Source organism: Variovorax sp. GW460-12-1-14-LB1, assembly GCF_059423605.1.
This window is the reverse complement of sequence record NZ_JBWKYF010000036.1, coordinates 32,523-56,790: the sequence shown is the minus strand read 5'-3', so window position 1 is coordinate 56,790 and position 24,268 is coordinate 32,523. Positions and strand designations below refer to the sequence as shown.

Below are 24,268 nucleotides of genomic sequence, written 5' to 3'. Positions count from 1 at the left end.
GCCCGCGAAGGGGCAAGCAAGGCACGGAAGTTGCACGAGCGGAAGGCGCCCCTTCCGCGCCCCCACGAATGACTTCCGGCCTGAGCTTCCTGATCGCCGCGCGCCGATGCGAGATCGACGCGCTGGACCAGCTCGCGCGCACCAGCGAGCTGGTCGGCGCCATCGGGCGGCTCGTGCATGCGCTGCAGCGCGAGCGCGGCATGTCGAACGTGTTCCTGGCCTCGCACGGCGGGCGCTTTGCCGACCAGCGCGGCCCGCAGATCGCCGAATGCCTGGCGCTCGAGCAGCAGGTGCGCGCCGGCTTCGACCGGCTCGAGGCCGAGCACCACCGCGCGGTGGGCGCCGGCCATGGCGCGCGCCTGTTCAGCCGCATCGCCTGGGTGCTGCCCGGCCTGGACGCCCTGCCCGCGCTGCGCCGGCGCATCGACGCGCTCGAACTCCAGCCGGCGCAGGCCGTGGCCGCCTTCGCCAAGCTGGTGGCCGGCCTGCTGGCGGTGGTGTTCGAGGCGGCCGACGGCGCCACCGACCCCGAAATCTCGCGCCTGCTGGTGGCGATGTTCAACTTCATGCAGGGCAAGGAGTTCGCCGGCCAGGAGCGGGCCTTCGGCGCCGCCGCGCTCGCGCTGGGCCGGGGCGACGACGCGCAGCGCCAGCAGTGGCGCCACCTCATCGAGTCGCAGGAGCGCTGCTTCCAGGTGTTCATCGATTTCTCGGGCGACGCGGTGCGCACGCTGTGGCACGACAGCCAGTCGGACGCCGTGCTCGCCGAACTCGAGCGCCTGCGCCGCAAGGGCGCCACCTCGGTGCCGGCCGACGCGCTGCTGAGCCAGGCCTGGTTCGACTGCTGCACGCGGCGCATCGACGCCATGCAGACGGTCGAGAACCGCCTCTCGGCCGACCTGCGCGCGCTGTGCGACCACAAGACCGCCCAGGCGCGCAGCGAGCTGGCGGCCTACCGGCAGCTGCTCGGCACGCTGGCCCCGCAGGCCGGCGGCGCGCTGTTCTTCGACGATGCCCAGCAGGCACAGGACGCCACGCCCGCGCAGCTCGGGCGCCACCTCGAACGCTCGGTGCTCGACATGGTCCAGGAACAGTCGCAGCGCCTGCAGGCCATGAGCGACGAGCTCGACACCGTGCGCGCCTCGCTCAACGAACGCAAGATCGTCGAGCGCGCCAAGGGCCTGCTGATGGCGCACCGCCGCCTGAGCGAGGCCGAGGCGCACAAGATGCTGCGCCAGACCGCCATGAACCAGAAGCGCCGCCTCGTCGACGTGGCCGAGTCGATGCTGGCCATGGCCGACTACCTGCCGCTCGAGCCTGCACCGCGACGCTGACCCGGGCGCTTGGATTGGTGCAGCGCACAACAGTTGTGCGTCGCCCGGGTTAGCAAGCCAGCAGGAACTTTCCCCTGCACCGGCGCGCCCTGCCAGCTATCTTTTCCATAGCTCCCAACGGCGGGTTCGAGCTGGCACGTCGCTTGCGTAGTCCTTGGCACGGGACCGCAAGGTCTCAAAGGCAGGTTGCACCCAACGGCGGGTGCGGCCCACCGAACCGGACAAAGGCGTCCCCATCCCGCAAGGGCTCGTTCACGAGCAGCCCCTGCGCGGTGCGGACGCCTTTTCGTTTTTGTCTTTCACTTCTGGAGCCCCGCCCATGTCCGATCTGCTGCTGAAAACCAAACTGAGCCGGCGCCGCGTGCTGCAGGCCGCCGCCCTCGGCGCCGTGGGCATCGACCCCGCGCTGCGCGCCGCCGTCTGGGCCCAGGGCTCGGACAAGCCCGAGAAGGAAGAAGTGAAGATCGGCTTCATCCCGCTGACCGATTGCGCCAGCGTGGTGATGGCTTCGGTGCTGGGCATCGACAAGAAGTACGGCGTGAAGATCGTGCCGAGCAAGGAAGCCAGCTGGGCCGGCGTGCGCGACAAGCTCGTGAACGGCGACCTCGACATGGCGCACGTGCTCTACGGCCTCGTGTACGGCATGCACCTGGGCGTGAGCGGCCCGAAGAAGGACATGGCCGTGCTCATGACCCTGAACAACAACGGCCAGGCCATCACGCTGTCGAAGAAACTGGCCGACAAGGGCGCGGTCGATGCGGCCTCGCTCGCCAAGCTCATCGCCAAGGAAAAGGGCGAATACACCTTCGCCCACACCTTCCCCACCGGCACGCACGCCATGTGGCTCTACTACTGGCTCGCCTCGGCCGGCATCGATCCGTTCAAGGACGTGAAGAACATCACCGTGCCGCCTCCGCAGATGGTGGCCAACATGCGCGTGGGCAACATGGACGGCTACTGCGTGGGCGAGCCCTGGGGCCAGCGCGCGATCATGGACGGCATCGGCTTCACCGGCATCACCACCCAGGACATCTGGAAGGACCACCCCGAGAAGGTGCTGGGCTGCACCGCGGAGTTCACGAAGAAGTACCCGAACACCGCGCGCGCCGTCACGGCCGCGATCCTCGAGGCCGGCAAGTGGATCGACACCGGCCTGCAGAACAAGAACAAGATGGCCGAAACCATTGCTGACAAGAGCTACGTCAACACCAGCGTGGACGCCATCAACCAGCGCATCCTGGGCCGCTACACCAACGGCCTGGGCAAGAGCTGGGACGACCCCAACCACATGAAGTTCTACAACGGCGGCGCCGTGAACTTCCCGTACCTGTCGGACGGCATGTGGTTCCTCACGCAGCACAAGCGCTGGGGGCTCTTGAAGGAGCACCCCGACTACCTGAAGGTGGCCACCGAGATCAACCGCATCGACATCTACAAGCAGGCCGCCGCCGCCACGCAGACGCCCGTGCCCAAGGACGTGCTGCGCACCAGCAAGCTCTTCGACGGCACCGTCTGGGACGGCAAGGACCCGAAGAAGTACGCCGAGTCTTTCAAGCTCCATGTCTGAGGAGAAACGCACCATGGTCAGCGCTGTCTTCCATTCCCCGCTCGACGCCGTGGCCTCGCAGGTCACCGCGCCCGTGGTGTCCAGGCCCCTGGCACCCGCCCCCGCTGCGGCCGTTGCTCCGGCAGCGCCTGCGCCCCGCACCCGCACGCCCCTGGACCTGCGCGCCTTCTGGATGCGCGTGCTCCCGCCGTTCCTGGGCTTCGGCCTGCTGGTGCTCGTGTGGGAGATCGTGGCCATGAAGAGCACCACCGGCTTTCCCTCGCCGCTGGCCACCTGGCAGCAGGCGCTCACGGTGTTCAGCGATCCGTTCTACAGCAAGGGGCCGAACGACCAGGGCGTGGGCTGGAACGTGCTGTCGTCGCTGCAGCGCGTGGCGCTGGGCTTCGGCCTCGCCGCAGCGGTCGGCATTCCGGCCGGCTTCGCCATCGGGCGCTTCGAGTTCCTCTCGCGCATGTTCAACCCGCTGATCAGCCTGCTGCGCCCGGTGTCGCCGCTGGCGTGGCTGCCCATCGGCCTGCTGGTGTTCAAGGGCGCCAACCCGGCCGCGATCTGGACCATCTTCATCTGCTCGATCTGGCCGATGGTCATCAACACCGCCGTGGGCGTGCAGCGCGTGCCCAGCGACTACATGAACGTGGCCAAGGTGCTCAACCTCAGCGAATGGAAGATCCTCACCAAGATCCTCTTTCCGGCCGTGCTGCCCTACATGCTCACGGGCGTGCGCCTGGCCGTGGGCACCGCGTGGCTGGTGATCGTCGCGGCCGAGATGCTCACGGGCGGCGTGGGCATCGGCTTCTGGGTGTGGGACGAGTGGAACAACCTCAACGTCGCCAACATCATCATCGCGATCTTCGTGATCGGCATCGTCGGCCTGGTGCTGGAGTTCGCGCTCATCAAGCTCGCCACCGCATTCACGTTCGAAGAGGTGAAGTCATGAACGACGACAGCAAGTACATCGAGATCCATGGCGTCGAGCAGGCGTTCAAGACCCCCAAGGGCCGCTTCGTCGCGCTGCGCGACGTGAACCTGAACGTGGCCAAGGGCGAGTTCGTCACGCTCATCGGCCACTCGGGCTGCGGCAAGTCGACGCTGCTGAACCTCATCGCCGGACTGACCACGCCCACGCAGGGCGTGCTGCTGTGCGCCAACAAGGAGATCAAGGGCCCGGGCCCCGAGCGCGCCGTGGTGTTCCAGAACCACTCGCTGCTGCCCTGGCTCACCTGCTTCGAGAACGTGTACCTCGCGGTCGAGCGCGTGTTCGCGGCCACCGAGAACAAGGCGCAGCTGCGCGAGCGCACCGACGCGGCGCTCGCGCTGGTGGGCCTCACGCCCGCCGCGCAGAAGCGCCCCGGCGAAATCTCGGGCGGCATGAAGCAGCGCGTGGGCATCGCGCGGGCGCTGTCGATGGAGCCCAAGGTGCTGCTGATGGACGAGCCCTTCGGCGCACTCGACGCCCTCACCCGCGCCAAGCTGCAGGACGAGCTGCTCGCCATCGTGCAGAAGACGCGCAGCACGGTCGTCATGGTCACGCACGACGTCGACGAAGCCGTGCTGCTGAGCGACCGCATCGTGATGCTCACCAACGGCCCGGCCGCCACCATCGGCGACGTGCTGGCGGTGGACATCGCGCGCCCGCGCAACCGCGTGGCGCTGGCCGAAGACCCGGCCTATGTGCATGCGCGCAAGGCGGTGATCGATTTTCTCTACACGCGCCAGGCGCATGTGGAGAAGGCCGCGGCCTGACCCGGCAGGCGCGGCACGACGGGCATCAAGACATGATGACCTGCAGGCTGTGCTCGTACCACCCGGTCAGGCGCTCGAAGGTGTCGACCAGCGCTTCGCTGGAACGCACCAGCGTGGCGCGCCCCTCGGGGCTGTCGAGCGCCTGCACGCCGCCGACGAGGCGCAGCCACTCGTCGCGCGCGCTCGCCAGCCCGGCGCGGATCTCGGGCGAGCTGAGCGGCGCGCGCTCCAGCTCCAGCAGCGCGGCTTCGAATTCGTTCATGGTCGGCAGCAGCCGCTCGCGCGAGGCGCCGGCCGCGAGCGTCGAGGCCAGCAATGCGTCCTTGGCGAGGCGCTGCGCGCGCATGCGCTGCCGTCCGCAGATGTTGACGATGCGCAGCGCGCGCCGCGCACCGGACGCCTCCAGCGCGTCCGTCAGCGACTCGGCCGCCGACAGCAAAGCCTCGCCGCGCGCATCGATCGCAGCCAGCCCCTGCGACGCAGGCTTGGCAACCAGCAGCGCGGCCAGCGCGAGCCACGCCGCCTGCACCTCGCCGAGCGCCTGCACGCCCGCCGGCCCCAGCTCGAGGGCCGTCAGATGATCCAGCGTCTGCTGCACCCGCTCGGTCGACTGCGTGCGCAGCACGCGCGCGCGCTGCGCGTCGATGCCGGCCGCGAGCTGCGCCGCCACGCGCACCAGCCGCTGCGAGAGCATGCGCAGCTGGCCCGCACGGTTGATCGCCTCGGCCCATTGCGCGGCCTCGATGACCGAGCGCGACACCTCGCCCAGCCGCAGGTTGGCGTGCATCGCGGCGCCGCGCAGCAGGCCGAAGGCCTCGTCTTCGCCAATGCCGCGCGCGGACATCAGCAGGCCCTTGGCGCGATCGACCCACTTGCGCTCGTCCATGCGGGTGCGCAGGGCATCGAGTTCGGTGCGCAGCGCGGCCTCGCGGGTCCAGCGGGCCTGCGCCTGCGCGATCAGTGCCGCGAGCGCATCGGCGCCCTCGATGGGTACCCACCCATGCACGCCCGCGGCCACGAGCGCTGCGTGCTGCGCGCCGTCCAGCGGCGCGCTCATCACGCCCAGTGCGCACGGCGGTGCGCCGCCCCAGGGGGCCAGCGCTTCGAGCAACGCGTCGAGCTGCGGCTCTGTTTCATCCAGATGCACCAGGACCATCGACGGTGCAAGCGCCTGCGTGCGCTGCACCAGCGTGTGGCAGCCCGCGCGCCCGAGCACCGCGACGCCCGCGGCATCGATCGACTGCTGCAGCGACGCCGGCAAGGGCTCGCCTTCAGCGGGTTCAGGGGAAAGGACGACGAGAAGAGACATGGCGGCAAGGTGTGGCAAGGCCCGGGAAGCATAGGCCACGCCAGCCTGCATCCGCAGGCACGCCTCTTGCATCGAAGGGGGCACGGTGTAACGAAGCACCGCTTTGGTGAGGCTGCAGGCTCCTGCATCCAACCCGGCCATCCTCAGGCCGGGCTCACCCCCATGCCGACGGCGTTCGCCGCCGGCCTCCCGACTCCACCCCTGTCCGTCGACACGGCCGCTCCCCGGTCGCGCCGCGGCTTTTTGCACCTTTGAACACCATGTCCGGTTTCAGGAATTTCTTGCAGTCAGGCCACAGTCCGACCCTGTTCGCGGCCTTCCTGTACTTCTCGTTCTCCTGCTGCATCTGGGTGCTCAACGGCGCCATGGCGCCCTTCATCGGCGAGACCTTCAACCTCTCGCCCGCGCAGAAGGGCCTGATGCTGTCGGTGCCGATCATCGCGGGCGCGCTCATGCGCTTCCCGCTGGGCCTGCTGTCGCAATACATCGGCCGCAAGAAGGCCACGCTGGTCGAGATGGGCCTCATCGCCGTGGCGATGCTGTTCGGCTTCTTCTTCGTGAAGAGCTTCAACGACCTGCTCGCCATGGGCGTGCTGCTGGGCATCGCCGGCGCGAGCTTCGGCGTGGCGCTGTCGCTGGGCTCGGGCTGGTTCCCGCCGCAGCACAAGGGCCTGGCCATGGGCCTGGTGGGCGCGGGCAACGTGGGCACGGCCGTGTCGGTGCTGGTGGCGCCGCCGCTGGCCAACTGGCTGGGCTGGCAGGCGGTGTACGGCGTGGCCGCCGTCGCGATCCTCATCCCGATGGTCGTGATGGTGTTCTTCGCCAAGGAGCCGCCGGACGTGGACCCGCACGGCAGCTTCCGCGCCCACATCGCCTGCCTGTTCGAGAAAGACGGCTGGGTCTTCAGCCTGATCTACGGCGTGACCTTCGGCGGCTTCATCGGCCTCACGACCTTCCTGCCCTCGTACTACTACGACCAGTTCGGCGTGAGCAAGGTGCAGGCCGGCCAGCTGACGATGCTCGCGGCCTTCATGGGCGCGGCGGTGCGCATCGTGGGCGGCTGGCTGTCCGACCGCTGGGGCGGCGTGAACACGCTCACGGTGGTGCTGCTGGTGGTGGCCGTGGGCCTCGTGCTGGTGGGCTTCTCGTCGGGCTCGCTGGCGCTCACCACGCTGCTGCTGATCGTGTGCTTCGCCGCACTGGGCGCGGGCAACGGCGCACTGTTCCAGCTGGTGCCGCTGCGCTGGCCCACGAGCACGGCGGTGGCCGGCTCGATGATCGGCGAGATCGGCGCCCTCGGCGGCGGCCTGGTGCCCAACGCCATGGGCCTGTCGAAGCAGTACCTGGGCAGCTACGCCTGGGGCTTCGTGTTCTTCGGTGCGCTCTCGCTGGCGATGCTGGGCGTGATGCGCGTGATGCAGATCCGCTGGACGCGCACCTGGGCCGAAAAAGGCGGGCGCGCGCGTGTCACGCCGGCCCCTGCTGCAGCCAAGCCCTCGCCCGTTCGCAAGGCCGCCCGTTCATGACCCAGCCCGCCCGCCCCCGCTCAACGTGGCAGGAAGAGAAGCCACACGATGAGCAGCACGTTGAACAGCACCGACACGCCGAGCGCGAGCTGGTACAGCGCGAGCGGGTCGCGGCGGATCAGCGGCGTGGCGGCGGGCGCGTTCACGGGGCGCGAGGCGCCGCGCTCCAACGCGAGCAGCATCTCCTCGGCGGTCTCGAAGCGTTCGCGCGGATCGCGGGCCACGGCCTTGCGCACGAGGTGGTCGAGCCACACGGGCACGTCGGGCCGCAGGCGCGAGAGCGCGACCGGGTCGCGCCGGTAGCGCGCCACCTGGTAGGGCTCGATCTCGCCGTAGGGCAGGTGCCCGCCCAGCCATTGGTAGAGCGTGGCACCGAGCGCGAACAGGTCGCTGCCCGCGTCGGCCACGCCGCCTTCTTCCCATTGCTCGGGATTGATGTAGCTCGGCGTGCCCGCATGCAGCTCGCGCTGCGCCGCGCCCTCGCGGCCCGAGATCGCCACGCCCAGGTCGAGGATGCGCCAGCGCCCGTCGTCGCCCCGGTGCAGGTTGCCGGGCTTGATGTCGCGGTGGACCACGCCGTGGCGGTGCAGCCGGCCGAGCGCGCGGCTCACCTCGATGGCCGCGGCGACCACCTCGGCCACAGTGCCGCGCGTGCCGTCCTTGCGCATCTGCTCGAGCGTGCGCCCGCCGTGCCAGTCGAACACGATGTACAGCGCACTGGCGTCGGGCGCACGCTCGTGCACGCGCACGAAGCCGCCGCCCTGCCCCACGCGCTGCCCCAGCCAGGCCTCGTGCGCCAGCATCGCGCGCTCCTGCGGGTCGCCGGCGCGCGACGGGTGCAGGGTCTTGAGCGCAACGAGTTCGCGCGTGACCGGATGGCGCGCCTGGTAGAGCAGGTGCACGCCGGTGTCGGCCACCAGGCCGGTGACGACGTAGCCGTCGAGCACGTCGCCCACCTTGAGCCACGGCGGCGGCGCCAGGCGGCGGCCGTCACCGAGTTCGTCGTCGAGCTGGCGCGCATCGAGCCCCACCACGCGGATCACCAGCGCGGTCGCGTTGTCGCGCGTGCCGGCGTCCAGCGCGGCCTGCACCAGCGCCTCGCTCGCGGCCTCGGCATCGCCCTGCAGCGCGAGCGCGGCCACCTGCTGCGGCTTGAGCACGCCGTGCACGCCGTCGGTGCTGAGCACGAAGCAGTCGCCCACGCGCACGTCGCCCTGCAGGTAGTCGACGCGCACCTGGTCGTCCAGGCCGATGGCGCGCGTGAGCCGGCTGCGCATGTCGGGGTGGTCGAAGGCGTGGTCCTGCGTGAGCAGCTGCGCAGGCTCGCCGTCGGCGCGCACGCGCCAGGCGCGCGTGTCGCCCACGTGGGCCAGCGTGTAGCTCTGGCCGTGCAGCACCAGCGCGGTGAGCGTGGTGAGCGCCGTGCCGGCGCCCTCCTGTTTTCCCTGGCGCCGGCGGTTGTGGTCGGCCAGCCAGCCGTTCTGCGCGCCGATCAGGCGGTCGAGCGCGGCGGTCGGCTCCCAGGTCGCGGGCGTGGCGAAGTAGTCGGCCAGCAGGCCCATCACCGTGGTCTGCGCCGCTTCGCGGCCGCGTCCGCCGCTCGAGACCCCATCGGCAATCGCCGCGATGAGCCCGCGTGCCTCGTCGCCGGCCGGCGCATGCACCGTGCCGGCGAAGTCCTCGTTCGCGTCGCGCGGCCCGCGCTGGCTGCTGTAGCCGATGTCCACTTCAAAGCTCATGGCGCGATTCTGACCGCGCGCCGCGGGCCGTCGTTCGGTTGATTTCCCTGAAAGGTCCCGCCCCATGAAGAAAATGAAACTCGTGATGGTCGGCAACGGCATGGCCGGCGTGCGCACGCTCGAAGAGCTGCTGAAGATCGCACCCGACCTGTACGACATCACCGTCTTCGGCGCCGAGCCGCACCCGAACTACAACCGCATCCTGCTGTCGCCCGTGCTCGCGGGCGAGCAGACGGTGGACGAGATCGTGCTCAACAGCTGGGAGTGGTACTCGGACAACCACATCACGCTGCATGCCGGCAAGAAGGTGGTCGAGGTCGACCGCGTGAACCGCATCGTGCGTGCGGAGGACGGCACCGAAGCGCCCTACGACCGCCTGCTGATGTGCACCGGCTCCAACCCCTTCATGCTGCCCGTGCCGGGCAAGGACCTGAAGGGCGTAATCGCCTACCGCGACATCGCCGACACCGACTACATGATCGAGACCGCGCGCACGCACAAGAACGCGGTGGTCATCGGCGGCGGCCTGCTCGGGCTCGAAGCCGCCAACGGCCTGATGCTGCGCGGCATGACCGTGACGGTGGTGCACGTGATGCCCTGGCTCATGGAGCGCCAGCTCGACGACGTGGCGGGCAAGCTGCTGCAGAAGTCGCTCGAAGACCGGGGCCTGAAGTTCCTGATGGGCGCGCAGACGCAGGACCTGGTCGGTGGCGACGACGGCCGCGTGAAGGCGATCCGCTTCAAGGACGGCACCGAGGTCGCGGCCGACCTCGTGGTGATGGCCGTGGGCATCCGCCCCAACGTCGAACTCGCCGAGAAGATGCGCCTGCACTGCAACCGCGGCATCGTCGTGACCGACACCATGCAGACCGTGACCGATGCGCGCATCTACTCGGTGGGCGAATGCGCGGCGCATCGCGGCATCGCCTACGGCCTGGTGGCGCCGCTGTTCGAGCAGGCCAAGGTCGCGGCCAACCACCTGGCGCTGTTCGGCATCGGCCGCTACCTCGGCTCGCTCACGTCCACCAAGCTCAAGGTGACGGGCATCGACCTGTTCAGCGCCGGCGAGTTCATGGGCGGCGAAGGCACCGAAGAGATCGTGATGAGCGACCCCTTCGGCGGCGTCTACAAGAAGCTGGTGCTCAAGGACGACAAACTGATCGGCGCCTGCCTGTACGGCGACACGGTGGACGGCAGCTGGTACTTCAAGCTGCTGCGCGACGGGCGCAGCGTGCACGACATCCGCGACAAGCTGATGTTCGGCGAATCGAACATCGGCGACACCGGCCACGAGGGCCACAGCAAGGCCGCGAGCATGCCCGACGATGCCGAGGTGTGCGGCTGCAACGGCGTGAACAAGGGCACCATCTGCAAGGCCATCAAGGAGAAGGGCCTGTTCACGCTCGACGAGGTGAAGAAGCACACCAAGGCCAGCGCCAGCTGCGGCTCGTGCACCGGGCTGGTCGAGCAGATTTTGATGTTCACGGCCGGCGGCGACTACTCGGCCACGCCGAAGAAGAAGGCGATCTGCGGCTGCACCGACATGAGCCACCAGGACGTGCGCGACGCGATCCGCAAGGAGCACTGGCTCACGCACGACGCGGTCTACCGCGGCATGGGCTGGCGCACGCCCAATGGCTGCGCCACCTGCCGCCCAGCCGTCAACTACTACCTCATCAGCACCTGGCCCAAAGAGGCCAAGGACGATCCGCAGAGCCGCTTCATCAACGAGCGCAGCCACGCCAACATCCAGAAGGACGGCACCTACTCCGTCATTCCGCGCATGTGGGGCGGCCACACCACGCCCGACGAGCTGCGGCGCATTGCCGATGCGGCCGACAAGTACAAGATCCCGACCGTCAAGGTCACGGGCGGCCAGCGCATCGACCTGCTGGGCGTGAAGAAGGAAGACCTGGAAGGCGTGTGGAAGGACATCGGCATGCCCAGCGGCTTTGCCTACGCCAAGTCGCTGCGCACGGTGAAGACCTGCGTGGGCAGCGAGTGGTGCCGCTTCGGCACGCAGGACTCCACCCAGATGGGCAAGGACCTGGAGCGCGCGCTGTGGGCCATGTACTCGCCGCACAAGGTCAAGCTGGCCGTGTCGGGCTGCCCGCGCAACTGCGCGGAGGCCGGCATCAAGGACGTGGGCGTGATCGGCGTCGACTCGGGCTGGGAGCTGTACGTGGGCGGCAACGGCGGCATCAAGACCGAGGTGGCGCAGTTCCTCGTGAAGGTGAAGACCGCCGAGGAAGTGATGGAACATGCCGGCGCCTTCCTGCAGCTGTACCGCGAGGAAGGCTGGTACCTGGAGCGCACCGTGCACTACATCGGCCGCGTCGGGCTGGACTACGTGAAGAAGAAGGTCCTCGAAGACGCCGAAGGCCGCCGGGCGCTGTGGGAGCGGCTGCAGTTCGCGCTCGACGGCGAGCCCGACCCGTGGTTCGAGTCGGCGCAGGCCTCGGTGGACGTGCGGCAGTTTGCGCCGCTGAGCGTGTGATCGGAGCGACCGCTTGAAACGACGACTCTTCATTGCTTCTTCCGCCCTCGCCGCACTCGCCCCGGTGGGCGCGCGTGCGCAGGTGGCCGACCTCAACGACGCCATCAACAAGGCCGGCCGCCAGCGCATGCTGTCGCAGCGCGCGAGCAAGGCCTACCTGGCGCTGGTGCAGAAGGTGGAGCCGCGCAGCGCGCAGCAGGTGCTTGACCGTTCCGTGGCGCTGTTCGAGCGCCAGCTCGGCGAGCTCAAGGCCTTTGCACCGACGCCGACGCTGCGCGCCACCTACGACGGGCTGGACGGCGCCTGGCGCGCGTTCCGCACCGAACTGGCCGACGCGGCGCCCGGCCGTGAAGCCGCCGCGCGGGTGGTGGCGCTCGACGCCGCCGTGCTCGCGCTGGCCCACCAGGGCACGGCGCAGTACGAGGCCGCCTCGGGCAAGCCGGTCGGGCGGCTGGTCAACATCGCGGGGCGCCAGCGCATGCTGTCGCAGCGCATGGCCAAGTGCTACCTGGCCGCGGCGATGCAGATCGACCCGGCCGGCAGCACCGCAGAGATCGCCAAGGCGCGCACCGAATTCCTGGCCGCGCTCGAGCTGTTGCGCAACGCGCCCGAGGCCACCGCACAGATCCGCCAGGAGTTGGTGCTGGCCGATGCGCAATGGATGTTCTTCAACCGCGGCCTGCAGCGCCTGGACGGTGCGGGCGCCTCGCCCGCGCTGATGTCCGACGTGTTCGTGAGCAGCGAGAACCTGCTCGCGATCATGGACCGCGTGACCGGCCTGTACGCCGAGATCAAGACCTGATCCGCGCCCGACCCCAAAGACAAGAGAGCCCCACCATGAGCGATTGGAAAGCCATCTGCCGCCTCGACGACATCCCCGTGCTCGGCGCCCGCCGCGTGATGCGACCCGCCGGCCTGGACGTGGCCGTGTTCCGCAATGCCGAGGACCAGGTCTTCGCGCTGCTCGACCGCTGCCCGCACAAGGGCGGCCCGCTGAGCCAGGGCATCGTGTTCGGCACCAGCGTGGCCTGCCCGCTGCACAACTGGGCCATCGGCCTGGACGACGGCTGCGCCCGCTCGCCCGACGAAGGCTGCACGCCGAAATTCGCGGTGAAGCTGGAAGACGGCGTGGTGCACTTGGACGCCGGCGAACTGGCCACGCACGCGCTCGACCTGGAGCGCCCGGTCGCCGGACCGCAGCGCCTGGCCGCCGTGACGGTCCTGTCCCCGGAAGAAGGTTGAGGCCCGCATGACCCAGGAGACGCGCTCCACCTGCCCTTACTGCGGCGTCGGCTGCGGCGTGATCATCGAATCGCAGGGCGACCAGATCACCGGCGTGCGCGGCGACCCCGAGCACCCGGCGAACTTCGGGCGCCTGTGCACCAAGGGCTCGACCTTGCACCTCACGGCCAGCGCGACCGTCACGCGCCAGACGCGGCTGTTGCAGCCCCTGCAGCGCCTCGCGCGCAAGGAGGCGCCCGCGCCCGTGACGTGGGACCACGCGCTCGACCTCGCCGCCGGCAAGTTCGCGCAGGTGGTGCGCGACCACGGCCCCGACGCGGTCGGCTTCTACGTGTCGGGCCAGCTGCTCACCGAGGACTACTACGTCTTCAACAAGCTCGCCAAGGGCCTGGTCGGCACCAACAACATCGACACCAACTCGCGCCTGTGCATGAGCAGCGCCGTGGCCGGCTACAAGCAGACGCTGGGCGCCGACGCGCCGCCGGCCTGCTACGACGACCTGAAGCACGCCGAGTGCCTGTTCATCGTGGGCAGCAACACGGCGTGGGCGCACCCCATTCTTTTTCGCCGCATCGAGGACGCGAAGGCCGCGAACCCGGCGCTGAAGATCGTCGTGGCCGACCCGCGCCGCACCGACACGGTCGAGATCGCCGACCTGTTCCTGCCGATCCAGCCCGGCACCGACGTCATGCTGTTCCACGGCATGCTGCACCTGATGCTGTGGGAGGGCTGGACCGACACCGCCTACATCGCGGCCCGCACGAACGGTTTCGACGCGCTCAAGGCCACGGTGCGCGACTGCACGCCCGACACCGTGGCGCAGGTGTGCGGCATTCCGAAAGACGACCTGCTCGCGGCGGCGCGGCTGTTCGCCACCTCGCCCGCCACGCTGAGCCTGTATTGCCAGGGCCTCAACCAGTCGTCCAGCGGCACGGCGAAGAACGCCGCGCTCATCAACCTGCACCTGGCCACGGGCCAGATCGGCAAGCCCGGCGCGGGCCCGTTCTCGCTCACGGGCCAGCCCAATGCGATGGGCGGGCGCGAGGTGGGCGGCCTGGCCAACCTGCTGAGCGCACACCGCGACCTGGCCAACCCCGAGCACCGCGCCGAAGTGGCCGCGCTGTGGGGCGTGCCCTCGGTGCCCGAGAAGCCCGGCAAGACGGCCGTGGAGATGTTCCAGGCCGCGGCCGACGGCGAGATTCGCGCGCTGTGGATCGCCTGCACCAACCCCGCGCAATCGATGCCCGACCAGGCCACGGTGCGCCGCGCGCTCGAACGCGCCGAGTTCGTCGTGGTGCAGGAAGCCTTCGCCACCACCGCCACCTGCGCCTTCGCCGACCTGCTGCTGCCCGCCACCACCTGGGGCGAGAAGGAAGGCACCGTGACCAACAGCGAGCGCCGCATCTCGCGCGTGCGCCCGGCCGTGCCCGCACCGGGCCAGGCGCGCAACGACTGGTCGATCGGCGTGGCCTTCGCGCGCCGGCTCGAACAGCAGCTGGGCCGCACCTTCACGCTGTTCCCGTACGAGAGCGCCGAATCGGTCTGGAACGAGCACCGCGAATCCACGCGCGGGCGCGACCTCGACATCACCGGCCTGAGCTACGCGATGCTCGAGAACGCCGGCCCGCAGCAATGGCCGCTGAAAGAAGGCGAGCGCGCCGGTCGCGTGCGCCTGTACGAAGACGGCGTGTTCCCCACGCCCGACGGCCGCGCGCGCTTTGTCGACACGCCCTACAAGCCCGTGGCCGAAGCGCGCGAGGCGCGCTTTCCCTTCTCGCTCAACACCGGCCGGCTGCGCGACCAGTGGCACGGCATGAGCCGCACCGGCACGGTCGGCAAGCTGTTCGGCCACGTGGCCGAGCCCATGGTGCAGATGAACGCGCAGGACATGGCGCGCCGCCAGATCGCCGAGGGCGACCTGGTGCACCTCACATCGAAGCGCGGCTCGATCCTGCTGCCGGCGCGCGCCAGCGCCGAGATCGGCCTGAGCCAGGCCTTCGTCGCGATGCACTGGGGCGAGGAGTACCTGAGCGGCTGCTCGTCGACCGGCGTGCGGCTCGCGGGCATCAACGCGCTCACCACGCCGGCCTTCTGCCCGACCTCGAAGCAGCCCGAGCTCAAGCACACGCCCGTGAAGATCCTCAAGGCCGAGCTGCCGTGGTCGCTGCTGGCCATGGCCTGGCTGCCCGCCGGCGACGCGCTCACGGCGCAGCGCGCACTGCAGCCGCTGATGGCGCTGTTCCCCTTCGCCACCTGCGTGCCGTTCGCGGGCAACGCGCCCGGCGAAGAAGAACGCAGCGGCGTGCTGTTCCGCGCCGCCGCGCACGACGCGCCCGACGCCGCGCTGGTCGAAAAAATCGAAGCCCTGCTGGGCCTGCAGACCGCCGACACCCTGCGCTACGCCGACCACCGCCGCGGCCAGCGCCGCGCCGCGCGGCTGGTGCGCCGCGCCGACGGCAGCGCCGGGCTCGAGGCCTTTTTGCTGGGCGGCGACACCAGCGCCGAAGCCTGGATCGCCACCCTGCTGCGCGAGGAACTGCCGGCCCAGAGCTACGGCCGCCTGCTGCTGTCGCCGGGCGCCCGCGCGCCGGTGGCCGTGCAGTCGCGCGGCAAGCCGGTGTGCGCCTGCTTCAACGTGACCGATCGCGCCATCGAGGCCGAGCTGGTGCGCTGCACCGGCAGCGCCGACGAGCGGCTGGCGGCGCTGCAGGGGGCGCTGAAGTGCGGCACCAACTGCGGGTCGTGCGTGCCGGAGCTCAAGCGCATGGTGCGGGCCACCCCGGCCGAAGCACTGGCCGTGGGGGCATAAGCCGACTCACATTCCGGCATAAGCGTTGCGGGACAATCCGCCTACCCATGGGAATCAGCCACTACATCAAGGAAATCGGCCGCGGCGCGCGGGGCGCCCGTCCGCTCACGCGCGAGCAGGCCTGCGACCTGTTCGGCCAGGTGCTGGACGGCACGGTCACCGACCTGGAAATCGGCGGCTTCTGCCTCGCGATGCGCATCAAGGGCGAAACGCCCGAGGAGATGGCCGGCTTTCTCGACGCCACGCACGCGCGCCTGAACCCCGTGACGACCCGCGGCGGCCCGCTGATCGTGCTGCCCAGCTACAACGGCGCGCGCAAGCTGCCGGTGCTCACGCCGCTCCTGGCGCTGCTGCTGGCCCGCGAAGGCCTGTCGGTGCTGGTGCACGGCAGCGCGAGCGAAACCTCGCGCGTACTGGCATCGAACGTGCTTTCAGCCCTGGACATGCCCCCGATGACCACGCTCACCCCGATCGCCGCCGGCCAGGTGGGCTTTGCCCCGACCGAGTTGCTGAACCCCGCGCTCAAGCGGCTGCTCGACGTGCGCCGCGTGGTCGGCCTGCGCAACCCCGGCCACAGCGTGGTCAAGCTCATGCGCCCGACCACCGGCCCCTGCGTGGTGGTGGCCAGCTACACGCACCCCGAATACGCCCGCACGATGGGCGAGACCTTCGAGCTCACGGGCATGACCGCCCTGCTCTCGCGCGGCCTCGAAGGCGAGGTCGTCTCCGACCCGCGCCGCACCGCGCAGATCGACGGCTTCGTGCGCGGCGTGCGCAGCGAACTCCAGGCCCAGGCCGCCGGCACCGCCGCCGACGTGCCTGGGTTGCCGAAAGAAATCGACGTCGCCACCACGGCCGCCTACACGCGGCGCGTGCTGGCCGGCGAGCTTCCCGTGCCCGAAGCCATCGCGACGCAAGTCAGGCACATCACCGAACTGGCCTCCCACGCATGAACACCCCCTCCCCCCTCATCACCGGCCGCTGCACGCTGGTGGGCGCCGGCCCCGGCGACCCCGAGCTGCTGACCGTCAAGGCCGTCAAGGCGATCCAGGCCGCCACGGTGCTGCTGGTCGACGACCTCGTGAACGACGCCGTGCTCCAGGCCTATGCCCGGCCCGGCGCGCGCATCGTGCACGTGGGCAAGCGCGGCGGCTGCAAGAGCACGCCGCAGGCCTTCATCGAGCGGCTCATGATCACGGCCGTGCGCGAAGGCGAGACGGTGGTGCGCCTGAAGGGCGGCGACCCGTTCATCTTCGGGCGCGGCGGCGAAGAGGTGGAACACCTGCGCGACGCCGGCATCGAATGCACGGTGGTCAACGGCATCACCGCCGGCCTGGCCGCCGTGACCTCGCTGGGCGTGCCGCTCACCCACCGCGATCACGCGCAGGGCGTGGTCTTCGTCACCGGCCACGCCAAGACCGGCGCGGGCGCGGCCGAAGACCCGACCGACTGGCGCGCGCTGGCCGCCACGGCGCACAACGCCCGCCTCACGCTCGTGATCTACATGGGCGTCTCGGGCGCCGGCCACATCGAGCGCGAACTGCTGCACGGCCTGCCGGGCGACACGCCCGTGGCCGTGGTGCAGCACGCGAGCCTGCCGCACCAGCGCCACCTCGTGACCACGCTGCAGGGCCTGCAAGCCCGCATCGCCGAGGCCGGGCTGGCCAGCCCGGCGGTGATCGTGGTGGGCGACGTGCTGCAGGGGCTGGCCGCGGCGGCGCTGCAGCCGGGCGACGCCGGCCGGTTCGGGACCTAGCGCGCAGCCTCGAGGTGCGTGACGGTCGGCTTGCCCTTCACCACCTCGACATGAAACCGGACCTTGTCGCCGGGCTTGACCTGTTCGAGCATCTGCTTCTCGGCCACATCGAAACCCATCGTCATCGGCGGCATCGCCAGATTGGGGATGTCGCCGTGCTTCAACACGATCAGGCCGCGGGCCGGGTCGATCTTCTGGACGACGGCATCGGTCAGCATGCCCGGCGCGGACGCCTTCGCGGGCGGCAGCTCGCTCTTCGGCGCCTGGGCCTGGGCGACACCAGCCAGGCCGGCGAGCAGCGCGAAGGCAAGGGGATGGAGAAAGTTCATGAAGTGGCTCCTTGATGAGATGAGGGGTTGGAAACAGCAGGCGACAAAGGGGCGCGGCGGCGCAGCAGATACCAGGCCGCGGGCACGACCAGCATGCTCAGCAGCGGTGCAGTGACCATGCCGCCCACCATCGGCGCGGCAATGCGGGTCATGACCTCCGAGCCAGTGCCGCTGCCCCACAGGATGGGCAGCAGGCCGGCCATCACGACCGCCACGGTCATCGCCTTGGGCCGCACGCGCAGCACGGCGCCTTCGCGGATCGCGGCCAGGAGCGTCTCGTCGTTCATCGGCTCGCCGGCATCGAGGCGCCGCGCCAGCGCGTTCTTCAGATAGACCAGCATCACCACGCCGAACTCGGCCGCCACGCCGGCCAGCGCGATGAAGCCGACCGCCGTGGCCACCGAGATCGAATGGCCCAGCGCCCAGATGAGCCAGAAGCCGCCGACGAGCGAGAACGGCACGGCCGCCATCACGAGGGCCGCATCGGCGAACGAGCGGAACAGCAGGTACAGCAGCACGAAGATCACCGCCAGCGTGGCCGGAACGACCAGCTTCAGCCGCTCGGTCGCGCGCGCCAGGTACTCGAACTGGCCGGACCATGACACCGCATAGCCCGCGGGCATCTTCACGGCCTGGTCGACGGCCGCCTGCATGTCGTGGACGGCGGAGCGCAGGTCGCGCCCGCGCACGTCGACGTAGACCCAGCCCGACAGCCGCGCGTTCTCGCTGCGCAGCATCGGCGGGCCGTCCTCGATGGTGATACGCGCGACGTCGCCGAGCAGCAGCTGTGCGCCCTTCTCCGTCACGAAGGGCAGCTGCCGCAGCCGTTCCAGCGAATCGCGGATCTCGCGCGGATAACGCACGTTGATGGGGTAGCGCTCGCGGCCCTGGATCACTTCGCCCACGTTCTCGCCGCCGATGGCCGTGGACACCACGGCCTGCACATCGGCCACCGAGAGGCCGTAGCGCGCGGCCGCCAGCCGGTCGACATCGACGTCGATGTAGCGCCCGCCGGTGAGCCGCTCCGCCAGCGCCGAGGACACACCGGGCACGCCCTTCACCGCCGCCTCGATCTGCGTGGTGAGCGTGTCGATGGTGGCCAGGTCCGCCCCCGCCACCTTGATGCCGACCGGGCTCTTGATGCCCGTGGCCAGCATGTCGATGCGGTTGCGGATGGGCGGCACCCACACGTTGGTCAGGCCCGGCACCTTGACGGCGCGGTCCAGCTCCTCGACCAGCCTGTCGGGTGTCATGCCGACGCGCCATTGATCCTTCGGCTTGAACTGAATGGTGGTCTCGAACATCTCGAGCGGCGCGGGGTCGGTCGCGGTGTCCGCGCGGCCGGCCTTGCCGAACACGCGCGCAACCTCGGGCACGGTCTTGATGAGGCGGTCGGTCTGCTGCAGCAGCTCGGCGGCCTTCGACACCGACAGCCCCGGCAGCGCCGACGGCATGTAGAGCAGATCGCCTTCGTCCAGCGGCGGCATGAACTCGCCGCCCAGGCGCATCAGCGGCACCACGGTCAGCGCCAGCAGCACCGCGGCGACGGCGAGCGTTCCCTTGGGAAAGCGCAGCACCAGCTCCAGTGCGGGCCGGTACACGGCCATCAGGAAGCGGTTCACCGGATTGGCGCCTTCGTGCGGAATGCGCCCGCGCACCAGGTAGCCCATGAGCACCGGGATCAGCGTGACCGACAGGCCCGCCGCTGCCGCCATCGCATAGGTCTTGGTGAAGGCCAGCGGCGAGAACAGCCGCCCCTCCTGCGCCTCGAGCGAGAACACGGGCACGAAGGACAGCGTGATCACCAGCAGCGAGAAGAACAACGCCGGCCCGACCTCCACCGACGCGTCGGCCACCAGCCGCCATCGCTCTCCCACCGTCGGCTGCCGGCCCTGCGCCGTCTCGAAGGCCTCGATGTGCTTGTGCACGTTCTCGACCATCACGATGGCGCCGTCCACCATCGCCCCGATCGCGATCGCGATGCCGCCCAGCGACATGATGTTGGCGTTGACGCCCTGCCAGTGCATCACGATGAAGGCCGCGAGCACGCCGATCGGCAAGGCCACCACCGCCACCAACGCCGAGCGCAGGTGGAACAGGAAGACCGCGCAGACCAGCGCCACCACGATGAACTCTTCGATCAGCTTGCCGCGCAGGTTGTCGACAGCGCGGTCGATGAGCAACGAGCGGTCGTAGGTCGGCACGATCTCGACGCCCGGCGGGAGGCCGGGCTTGAGCGCATCGAGCTTCGTCTTGACGGCCTCGATGGTGGAGCGCGCGTTCTTGCCCGAGCGCATGACGATCACGCCGCCGGCCACTTCGCCTTCGCCGTCGAGTTCGGCGATGCCGCGGCGCATCTCGGGGCCGATCTGGACGGTGGCCACGTCGCGCAGCAGCACCGGCGTGGCGCCCGTCACGGCCAGCGGGATGGTGCGGAAGTCGTCCAGCGAACGCAGGTAGCCGCGCGAACGCACCATGTACTCGGCCTCCGCGAGCTCGACGACCGAGCCGCCCGAGGCCTGGTTGGCCTTCTGCAGCGCCGCCACGACCGCCTGCTGCGTGATGCCCAGCGCGCGCATGCGGTCGGGGTCGAGCACCACCTGGTACTGGCGCACCATGCCGCCGATGCTGGCGACCTCGGCCACGTCGGGCACGGTCTTGAGTTCGAACTTGAGGAACCAGTCGTTCAGCGCGCGCAGCTGCCCGATGTCGCGCGTGCCCGTGCGGTCGACCAGTGCGTACTCGTAGACCCAACCCACGCCCGTGGCGTCGGGGCCCAGCGAGGCGTTCGCGCCGGCGGGCAGTCTGCTCTGCACCTGGTTGAGGTACTCGACCACGCGCGAGCGCGCCCAGTACGGATCGGTCTTGTCGTCGAACAGCACGTAGACGAACGAATCACCGAAGAACGAGTAGCCACGCACCGTCTTCGCACCGGGCACGCTGAGCATGGTGGTGGTCAGCGGGTAGGTGACGAGGTCTTCGACCACCTGGGGCGCCTTGCCGGGGAAAGGCGTGCGGATGATGACCTGCGTGTCCGACAGGTCGGGCAGCGCATCGAGCGGCGTGCGCACCACCGACCACCACCCCGCGGCCACCAGGAACAGGGTCGAGATCAGCACCAGGAAGCGGTTGCCGATCGACCAGCGGATGACGGCGGCGATCATCGCTTGGCGCCCGCTTGCATGCGCTGCACGGAGACCAGCTCGTAGCCGGTGGGGCCGCCTTCCTTGAACTCGAAGCGGACCAGGTCGCCGGGCTGGATGTCCGGGAACGCGTCGGGCGATGCCTTCGCAAAGCCCATCGTCATCGGCGGCCACTTGAGCGTGGCGACGGGGCTGTGCGAGATCGTGAGGCCGTCGGGCGCCACGCTCTCGACCTTGCCTTCGGCCTGGTGCAGCACGGCAGCCGGCGCTGCGGCCGTGGCCGCAGGCGATGCCATGCTGCCCAGCACCGACCGCAGCCGGGCTTCCGAGTCGATGAGGAACTGGCCGCTGGCCACGACCTGCTCGCCTTCATTCAGGCCGGAGATGACTTCGGTGTCGTCACCCAGGTCCGCGCCAGTCGACACGTCGCGCGGCTCGAACGCGCCGTCGGCCTTGCGCACGATGACGACCGCGCGCTTGCCGGTGCGGATCACGGCTTCGGACGACACGACCAGCCGGGTGCTGGTGGGCCCCGTCACCTGCAGGCGCAGCAGCATGCCGGGCGTGAGCTTCCCGTTCTTGTTGTCGACTTCGAAGCGGGCTTTCAGTGTGCGGGTGGTTGCGCTGACCTCGGGCAGGATCTCGTCGAGCGTGCCGTCGAACGACTGGGCGGCGTCGGCCTGGAGGACCGCCTTGACCTTCTGGCCGCGCGCGAGCCGCACGGCCTGCGCTTCCGGAATCTCGGCCACCGCCCAGACCTTCTCCAGGCCCGCGATGCGGAACAGCGTCATGCCGGGCGTGACCGCGACGCCTTCGCGCACGCCCAGCTCGGCCACCACACCGTCGGACGGCGCAGTGAGCACGTAGCGCGCCTGCGCCGTGCCGGTCTCCTCGCTGCGGCGGATGAGCTCGGCGGGGATGGACAGCGCCCGCATGCGATCACGAGCGGCCGCGACGAGGTCGGCGGAAACACCCGATCGCTGGAGGGCCAGCCACTCGTTCTGCGGGCCCAGCCATTCAGGCGCGAAGACCGTCGCCAACGCCTGCCCCTTGCGCACGCGCTCCATCGGCGCGCGGACCGACAGGCGCTCGACGTAGCCCGCCACGCGCGTCTGCACGACGACGTTGAGCCGCTCGTCGAACTGCACGGCACCGACCGCATCGAAGGACGCGGCGGTCTCCACCCGCCGCACGCCGGCATACCGGATGCCGAGGTTCTGCTGGACCGTGGGGCTCACCTGCACGCCGCCTTCGTTGCCCGTGCCGGTGGCGCTGTCGGCGTACATGGGCACCAGCTGCATGTCCATGAAGGGCGACTTGCCGGGCTTGTCGAAGCGCGGGCCGGGCACCATGGGGTCGTGCCAGTAGAGAACCTTACGGCCGTCCGGGGTGGACGGCGCGGTCGCCGGCGCCTCCGTGGAGGGGGCGGTCGTGCGCCCCAGGTAGAAGGCGCCTGCTGCGAGCAACAGGGCGGCCAGCAGCGCTGCGCCGATCGTGCGTGTGCGGTTCATGGGGCCCCCTCGGTGGTGAGCGGCCGGAAGGCCAGTTGGACGTGGGTTCTGGCCAGATCGCGCTGCAGCGTCAGCAGCTTGCGCTGCGCTTCGACTTCGGCATGCCGCGCCTCGAACAGCGTGACGAGGCTGCCCTGGTTGGAACGGTAGGCCGCAGTCGCAGCCGCCGTTCTCTGGCCGGCCGGAACGACCACGCCCGAGCGGTAGCGGTCGATGCGTTGCTGCAGGCGTTGCGCATCGCTGCGCAGCGCCTGGTACTCGGCGGTCGCGGCCCGGGTGGCTTCGGCCAGGTCGGCCTCGGCTTTCTCGACCAAGGCCAGCTTGGCGGCGGTGTCCCGGTCCTGCCGCTCGCCGGGTGCGATCGGCAGAGGAATGCTCAGACCCACCGACACCATGTCGGCGTAGCCGGTGCGCTGGCCGTAGGCGAGCTCCCAGGTCCAGTTCGGCTTGCGGTTGGACGCGGTGACGGCCGCCGTCTGCCTGGCCACGTCGACATCGCGCTGCATGGCTGCGACCGTGGGGTGCGCGGCCACATAGGCGGCTTCGGAGGGCACGGCGATGGCGCCCGGAGAACGCAGTTCGTCGGGCGGCACGCCGACCCAGCGCTGGAAGGCGACGCTGGCGGCTTCCTGCTGCTGCAGGAGGTCGGCCGTCTCGTCTTCCGCGATGCCTCTGGCGCCGGCCAGCGCCAGCACGTCCTGGCTGCTCCCCGCGGCCGACGACAGGCGTGCGCGCGAGGCTTCCAGTTCTTCGTGCGCATGGTGCTCCATGCGCCGTGCGAGCTTGACGCTCTCGCCGGCGTAGAAGGCGTCCACGTAGGCGAGCGCGGCCTGCCGGCGGGTGTCGGCTACGGCGGCCTGCACCCGCACCGCCTCCAGGCCGACCGACGCCTCGGCGGCGGCCTGCCGCGCGGCGCGCTTGTCGGCGGACAGCCATTCCTGGCTGAGGCCGATGCGCTTCATCGTCATCGAGTCGCGCGTGGTGTGGAAACGGTCCGCGCCCGTCGCGGGCAGGTTGTCGACGCCGATGCGCAGCGTGGGGTCGGGAAGCTGCGGGGCCGCGGAGGCCGCCGCCGTGGCGCTGGCGACACCGGCACGGGCGGCGCGGGTGGTTTCGGAGCGCTGCGTCGCCCGCTGAAGCGCGTCCTCCAGGGACAGGGGGGCCGCCGTCGCCAGAGACGGCAGCAGCGCGGCAGCCCAGGCGGCCGCGCGCGAAAAGGAAATGAACATGAGAACTCCGCAAACGAACGAGCGATTCGCTGGCAGGCGCACGCGCCGCACCAGCACCGGTCAGTCGACGGAGAGGTCAGACGCGCAGTCGGCGCGTGGCGAGAAAAACGGGATCGGGCGGTGGATGCTGCCGCTCCGGCACGGCCTGCGGCGGAAGGACATGGCCCTCCGACACCAGCACCAGCGGCATCACCACGAGCTGCACGATGGCCGGCAGCGAAGGCGTGGTCAGCTTCACCGGCTCGAAGGACAGCGACAGGTCGGCGGCGTGCTGGAAGCACAGCACCGGCTGGGCCATGTCCATGCCTTCGCAGGGCTCGCCCGACGCCATCATGTCGGCCATCGAGCCCGGGCTGTCCGACGCGCCGGGGCAGACATAGCCTGCCAGCGCCAGCTGCGAGAACAGCAGCGACAGGACCACGAAAATCGCGGTCGTGCAGCGACGAAGGGAGCGGCGGGCCATGAGGAGGCGCAGTGTAGCGCCGCCGTCCGGGCGCCGCCTAAAATCCCGCCCGGCCCAACGAACAAGAAGGA

At 70.2% G+C, this 24,268-nt stretch carries 18 protein-coding genes; 11 read left to right on the top strand and 7 right to left on the bottom strand.

What is annotated here, in order from left to right; genetic code table 11:
* Positions 1-68 precede the first annotated feature (68 nt).
* The 4 genes from AC07Y4_RS18960 (at position 69) to AC07Y4_RS18945 (ending at position 4,644) form a co-directional block, all read left to right on the top strand.
* Positions 69-1,334, top strand: coding sequence for a nitrate regulatory protein (locus tag AC07Y4_RS18960; RefSeq protein WP_062475447.1), 1,266 nt, complete (start codon positions 69-71; stop codon positions 1,332-1,334).
* Between the two features lie 319 nt (positions 1,335-1,653).
* Complete coding sequence (locus AC07Y4_RS18955; protein ID WP_062475451.1) at positions 1,654-2,901, top strand: CmpA/NrtA family ABC transporter substrate-binding protein; 1,248 nt, start codon at positions 1,654-1,656, stop codon at positions 2,899-2,901.
* 13 nt (positions 2,902-2,914) lie between these two features.
* Positions 2,915-3,838: a nitrate ABC transporter permease gene (gene ntrB, locus AC07Y4_RS18950; RefSeq protein WP_495274913.1), complete on the top strand. Its 924-nt coding sequence runs from the start codon at positions 2,915-2,917 to the stop codon at positions 3,836-3,838.
* On the top strand, positions 3,835-4,644 hold the full coding sequence (locus AC07Y4_RS18945) for an ABC transporter ATP-binding protein (protein WP_492684304.1): 810 nt from the start codon (positions 3,835-3,837) through the stop codon (positions 4,642-4,644). The genes ntrB and AC07Y4_RS18945 overlap by 4 nt, the downstream gene beginning before the upstream one ends.
* 25 nt (positions 4,645-4,669) lie before the next feature.
* On the opposite strand, the gene AC07Y4_RS18940 is transcribed toward AC07Y4_RS18945, so the two are convergent.
* Positions 4,670-5,953: an ANTAR domain-containing protein gene (locus tag AC07Y4_RS18940; RefSeq protein ID WP_495274912.1), complete on the bottom strand. Its 1,284-nt coding sequence runs from the start codon at positions 5,951-5,953 to the stop codon at positions 4,670-4,672.
* Positions 5,954-6,213: 260 nt separating this feature from the next.
* Here AC07Y4_RS18940 and AC07Y4_RS18935 point away from each other — a divergent pair, with 260 nt between their 5' ends.
* Entirely contained in the window at positions 6,214-7,479 is a 1,266-nt protein-coding gene (locus tag AC07Y4_RS18935; RefSeq protein ID WP_369629492.1) for an MFS transporter, read from the top strand.
* A 20-nt stretch (positions 7,480-7,499) separates the two neighbouring features.
* Here AC07Y4_RS18935 and AC07Y4_RS18930 read toward each other — a convergent pair whose 3' ends face one another.
* Positions 7,500-9,218 carry a bifunctional protein-serine/threonine kinase/phosphatase gene (locus AC07Y4_RS18930; protein WP_159271050.1) on the bottom strand — a complete coding sequence of 573 codons (1,719 nt, stop codon included), beginning with the start codon at positions 9,216-9,218 and terminating at the stop codon, positions 7,500-7,502.
* A gap of 64 nt (positions 9,219-9,282) precedes the next feature.
* Between AC07Y4_RS18930 and nirB the strand changes: the two genes are divergently transcribed.
* From nirB to cobA, 6 genes are read left to right on the top strand one after another with little or no spacing between them, the layout of a single operon-like run.
* On the top strand, positions 9,283-11,715 hold the full coding sequence (nirB, locus tag AC07Y4_RS18925) for a nitrite reductase large subunit NirB (RefSeq protein ID WP_495274911.1): 2,433 nt from the start codon (positions 9,283-9,285) through the stop codon (positions 11,713-11,715).
* A gap of 13 nt (positions 11,716-11,728) precedes the next feature.
* Complete coding sequence (locus tag AC07Y4_RS18920) at positions 11,729-12,517, top strand: type IV pili methyl-accepting chemotaxis transducer N-terminal domain-containing protein (protein ID WP_070063129.1); 789 nt, start codon at positions 11,729-11,731, stop codon at positions 12,515-12,517.
* A 35-nt stretch (positions 12,518-12,552) separates the two neighbouring features.
* Positions 12,553-12,957, top strand: a complete 405-nt coding sequence (gene nirD / locus AC07Y4_RS18915) for a nitrite reductase small subunit NirD (RefSeq protein WP_062475470.1) — start codon at positions 12,553-12,555, stop codon at positions 12,955-12,957.
* Between the two features lie 7 nt (positions 12,958-12,964).
* Entirely contained in the window at positions 12,965-15,766 is a 2,802-nt protein-coding gene (locus AC07Y4_RS18910) for a nitrate reductase (RefSeq protein WP_495274910.1), read from the top strand.
* A gap of 47 nt (positions 15,767-15,813) precedes the next feature.
* Positions 15,814-16,719, top strand: coding sequence for a DNA-binding protein YbiB (ybiB, locus tag AC07Y4_RS18905; RefSeq protein ID WP_495274909.1), 906 nt, complete (start codon positions 15,814-15,816; stop codon positions 16,717-16,719).
* Entirely contained in the window at positions 16,716-17,522 is an 807-nt protein-coding gene (cobA, locus tag AC07Y4_RS18900) for a uroporphyrinogen-III C-methyltransferase (protein ID WP_495274908.1), read from the top strand. Before ybiB ends, cobA begins: the two co-directional genes overlap by 4 nt.
* Here cobA and AC07Y4_RS18895 read toward each other — a convergent pair.
* The 5 genes from AC07Y4_RS18895 to AC07Y4_RS18875 form a co-directional block, all read right to left on the bottom strand.
* Positions 17,519-17,851, bottom strand: coding sequence for a copper-binding protein (locus tag AC07Y4_RS18895; protein ID WP_495274907.1), 333 nt, complete (start codon positions 17,849-17,851; stop codon positions 17,519-17,521). The two genes, cobA and AC07Y4_RS18895, sit on opposite strands and share 4 nt — an antisense overlap.
* Positions 17,848-21,015, bottom strand: coding sequence for an efflux RND transporter permease subunit (locus AC07Y4_RS18890; protein WP_495274906.1), 3,168 nt, complete (start codon positions 21,013-21,015; stop codon positions 17,848-17,850). Before AC07Y4_RS18890 ends, AC07Y4_RS18895 begins: the two co-directional genes overlap by 4 nt.
* Positions 21,012-22,505, bottom strand: coding sequence for an efflux RND transporter periplasmic adaptor subunit (locus tag AC07Y4_RS18885; RefSeq protein ID WP_495274905.1), 1,494 nt, complete (start codon positions 22,503-22,505; stop codon positions 21,012-21,014). The genes AC07Y4_RS18890 and AC07Y4_RS18885 overlap by 4 nt, the downstream gene beginning before the upstream one ends.
* Positions 22,502-23,734 carry a TolC family protein gene (locus AC07Y4_RS18880; protein WP_495274904.1) on the bottom strand — a complete coding sequence of 411 codons (1,233 nt, stop codon included), beginning with the start codon at positions 23,732-23,734 and terminating at the stop codon, positions 22,502-22,504. The genes AC07Y4_RS18885 and AC07Y4_RS18880 overlap by 4 nt, the downstream gene beginning before the upstream one ends.
* Positions 23,735-23,810: 76 nt before the next feature.
* Positions 23,811-24,197: a hypothetical protein gene (locus AC07Y4_RS18875; RefSeq protein ID WP_369646411.1), complete on the bottom strand. Its 387-nt coding sequence runs from the start codon at positions 24,195-24,197 to the stop codon at positions 23,811-23,813.
* Positions 24,198-24,268 lie beyond the last annotated feature (71 nt).

Bases quoted from the DNA above. Each gene is read 5' to 3' on its own strand.
- AC07Y4_RS18940 (WP_495274912.1), bottom strand. From the start codon at position 5,953: ATGTCTCTTCTCGTCGTCCTTTCCCCTGAACCCGCTGAAGGCGAGCCC.
- AC07Y4_RS18945 (WP_492684304.1), top strand. From the start codon at position 3,835: ATGAACGACGACAGCAAGTACATCGAGATCCATGGCGTCGAGCAGGCG.
- ybiB (WP_495274909.1), top strand. From the start codon at position 15,814: ATGGGAATCAGCCACTACATCAAGGAAATCGGCCGCGGCGCGCGGGGC.
- nirD (WP_062475470.1), top strand. From the start codon at position 12,553: ATGAGCGATTGGAAAGCCATCTGCCGCCTCGACGACATCCCCGTGCTC.
- AC07Y4_RS18955 (WP_062475451.1), top strand. From the start codon at position 1,654: ATGTCCGATCTGCTGCTGAAAACCAAACTGAGCCGGCGCCGCGTGCTG.
- AC07Y4_RS18895 (WP_495274907.1), bottom strand. From the start codon at position 17,851: ATGAACTTTCTCCATCCCCTTGCCTTCGCGCTGCTCGCCGGCCTGGCT.
- AC07Y4_RS18960 (WP_062475447.1), top strand. From the start codon at position 69: ATGACTTCCGGCCTGAGCTTCCTGATCGCCGCGCGCCGATGCGAGATC.
- AC07Y4_RS18875 (WP_369646411.1), bottom strand. From the start codon at position 24,197: ATGGCCCGCCGCTCCCTTCGTCGCTGCACGACCGCGATTTTCGTGGTC.
- AC07Y4_RS18885 (WP_495274905.1), bottom strand. From the start codon at position 22,505: ATGAACCGCACACGCACGATCGGCGCAGCGCTGCTGGCCGCCCTGTTG.
- cobA (WP_495274908.1), top strand. From the start codon at position 16,716: ATGAACACCCCCTCCCCCCTCATCACCGGCCGCTGCACGCTGGTGGGC.
- AC07Y4_RS18930 (WP_159271050.1), bottom strand. From the start codon at position 9,218: ATGAGCTTTGAAGTGGACATCGGCTACAGCAGCCAGCGCGGGCCGCGC.
- ntrB (WP_495274913.1), top strand. From the start codon at position 2,915: ATGGTCAGCGCTGTCTTCCATTCCCCGCTCGACGCCGTGGCCTCGCAG.
- AC07Y4_RS18880 (WP_495274904.1), bottom strand. From the start codon at position 23,734: ATGTTCATTTCCTTTTCGCGCGCGGCCGCCTGGGCTGCCGCGCTGCTG.
- AC07Y4_RS18890 (WP_495274906.1), bottom strand. From the start codon at position 21,015: ATGATCGCCGCCGTCATCCGCTGGTCGATCGGCAACCGCTTCCTGGTG.
- AC07Y4_RS18910 (WP_495274910.1), top strand. From the start codon at position 12,965: ATGACCCAGGAGACGCGCTCCACCTGCCCTTACTGCGGCGTCGGCTGC.
- nirB (WP_495274911.1), top strand. From the start codon at position 9,283: ATGAAGAAAATGAAACTCGTGATGGTCGGCAACGGCATGGCCGGCGTG.
- AC07Y4_RS18935 (WP_369629492.1), top strand. From the start codon at position 6,214: ATGTCCGGTTTCAGGAATTTCTTGCAGTCAGGCCACAGTCCGACCCTG.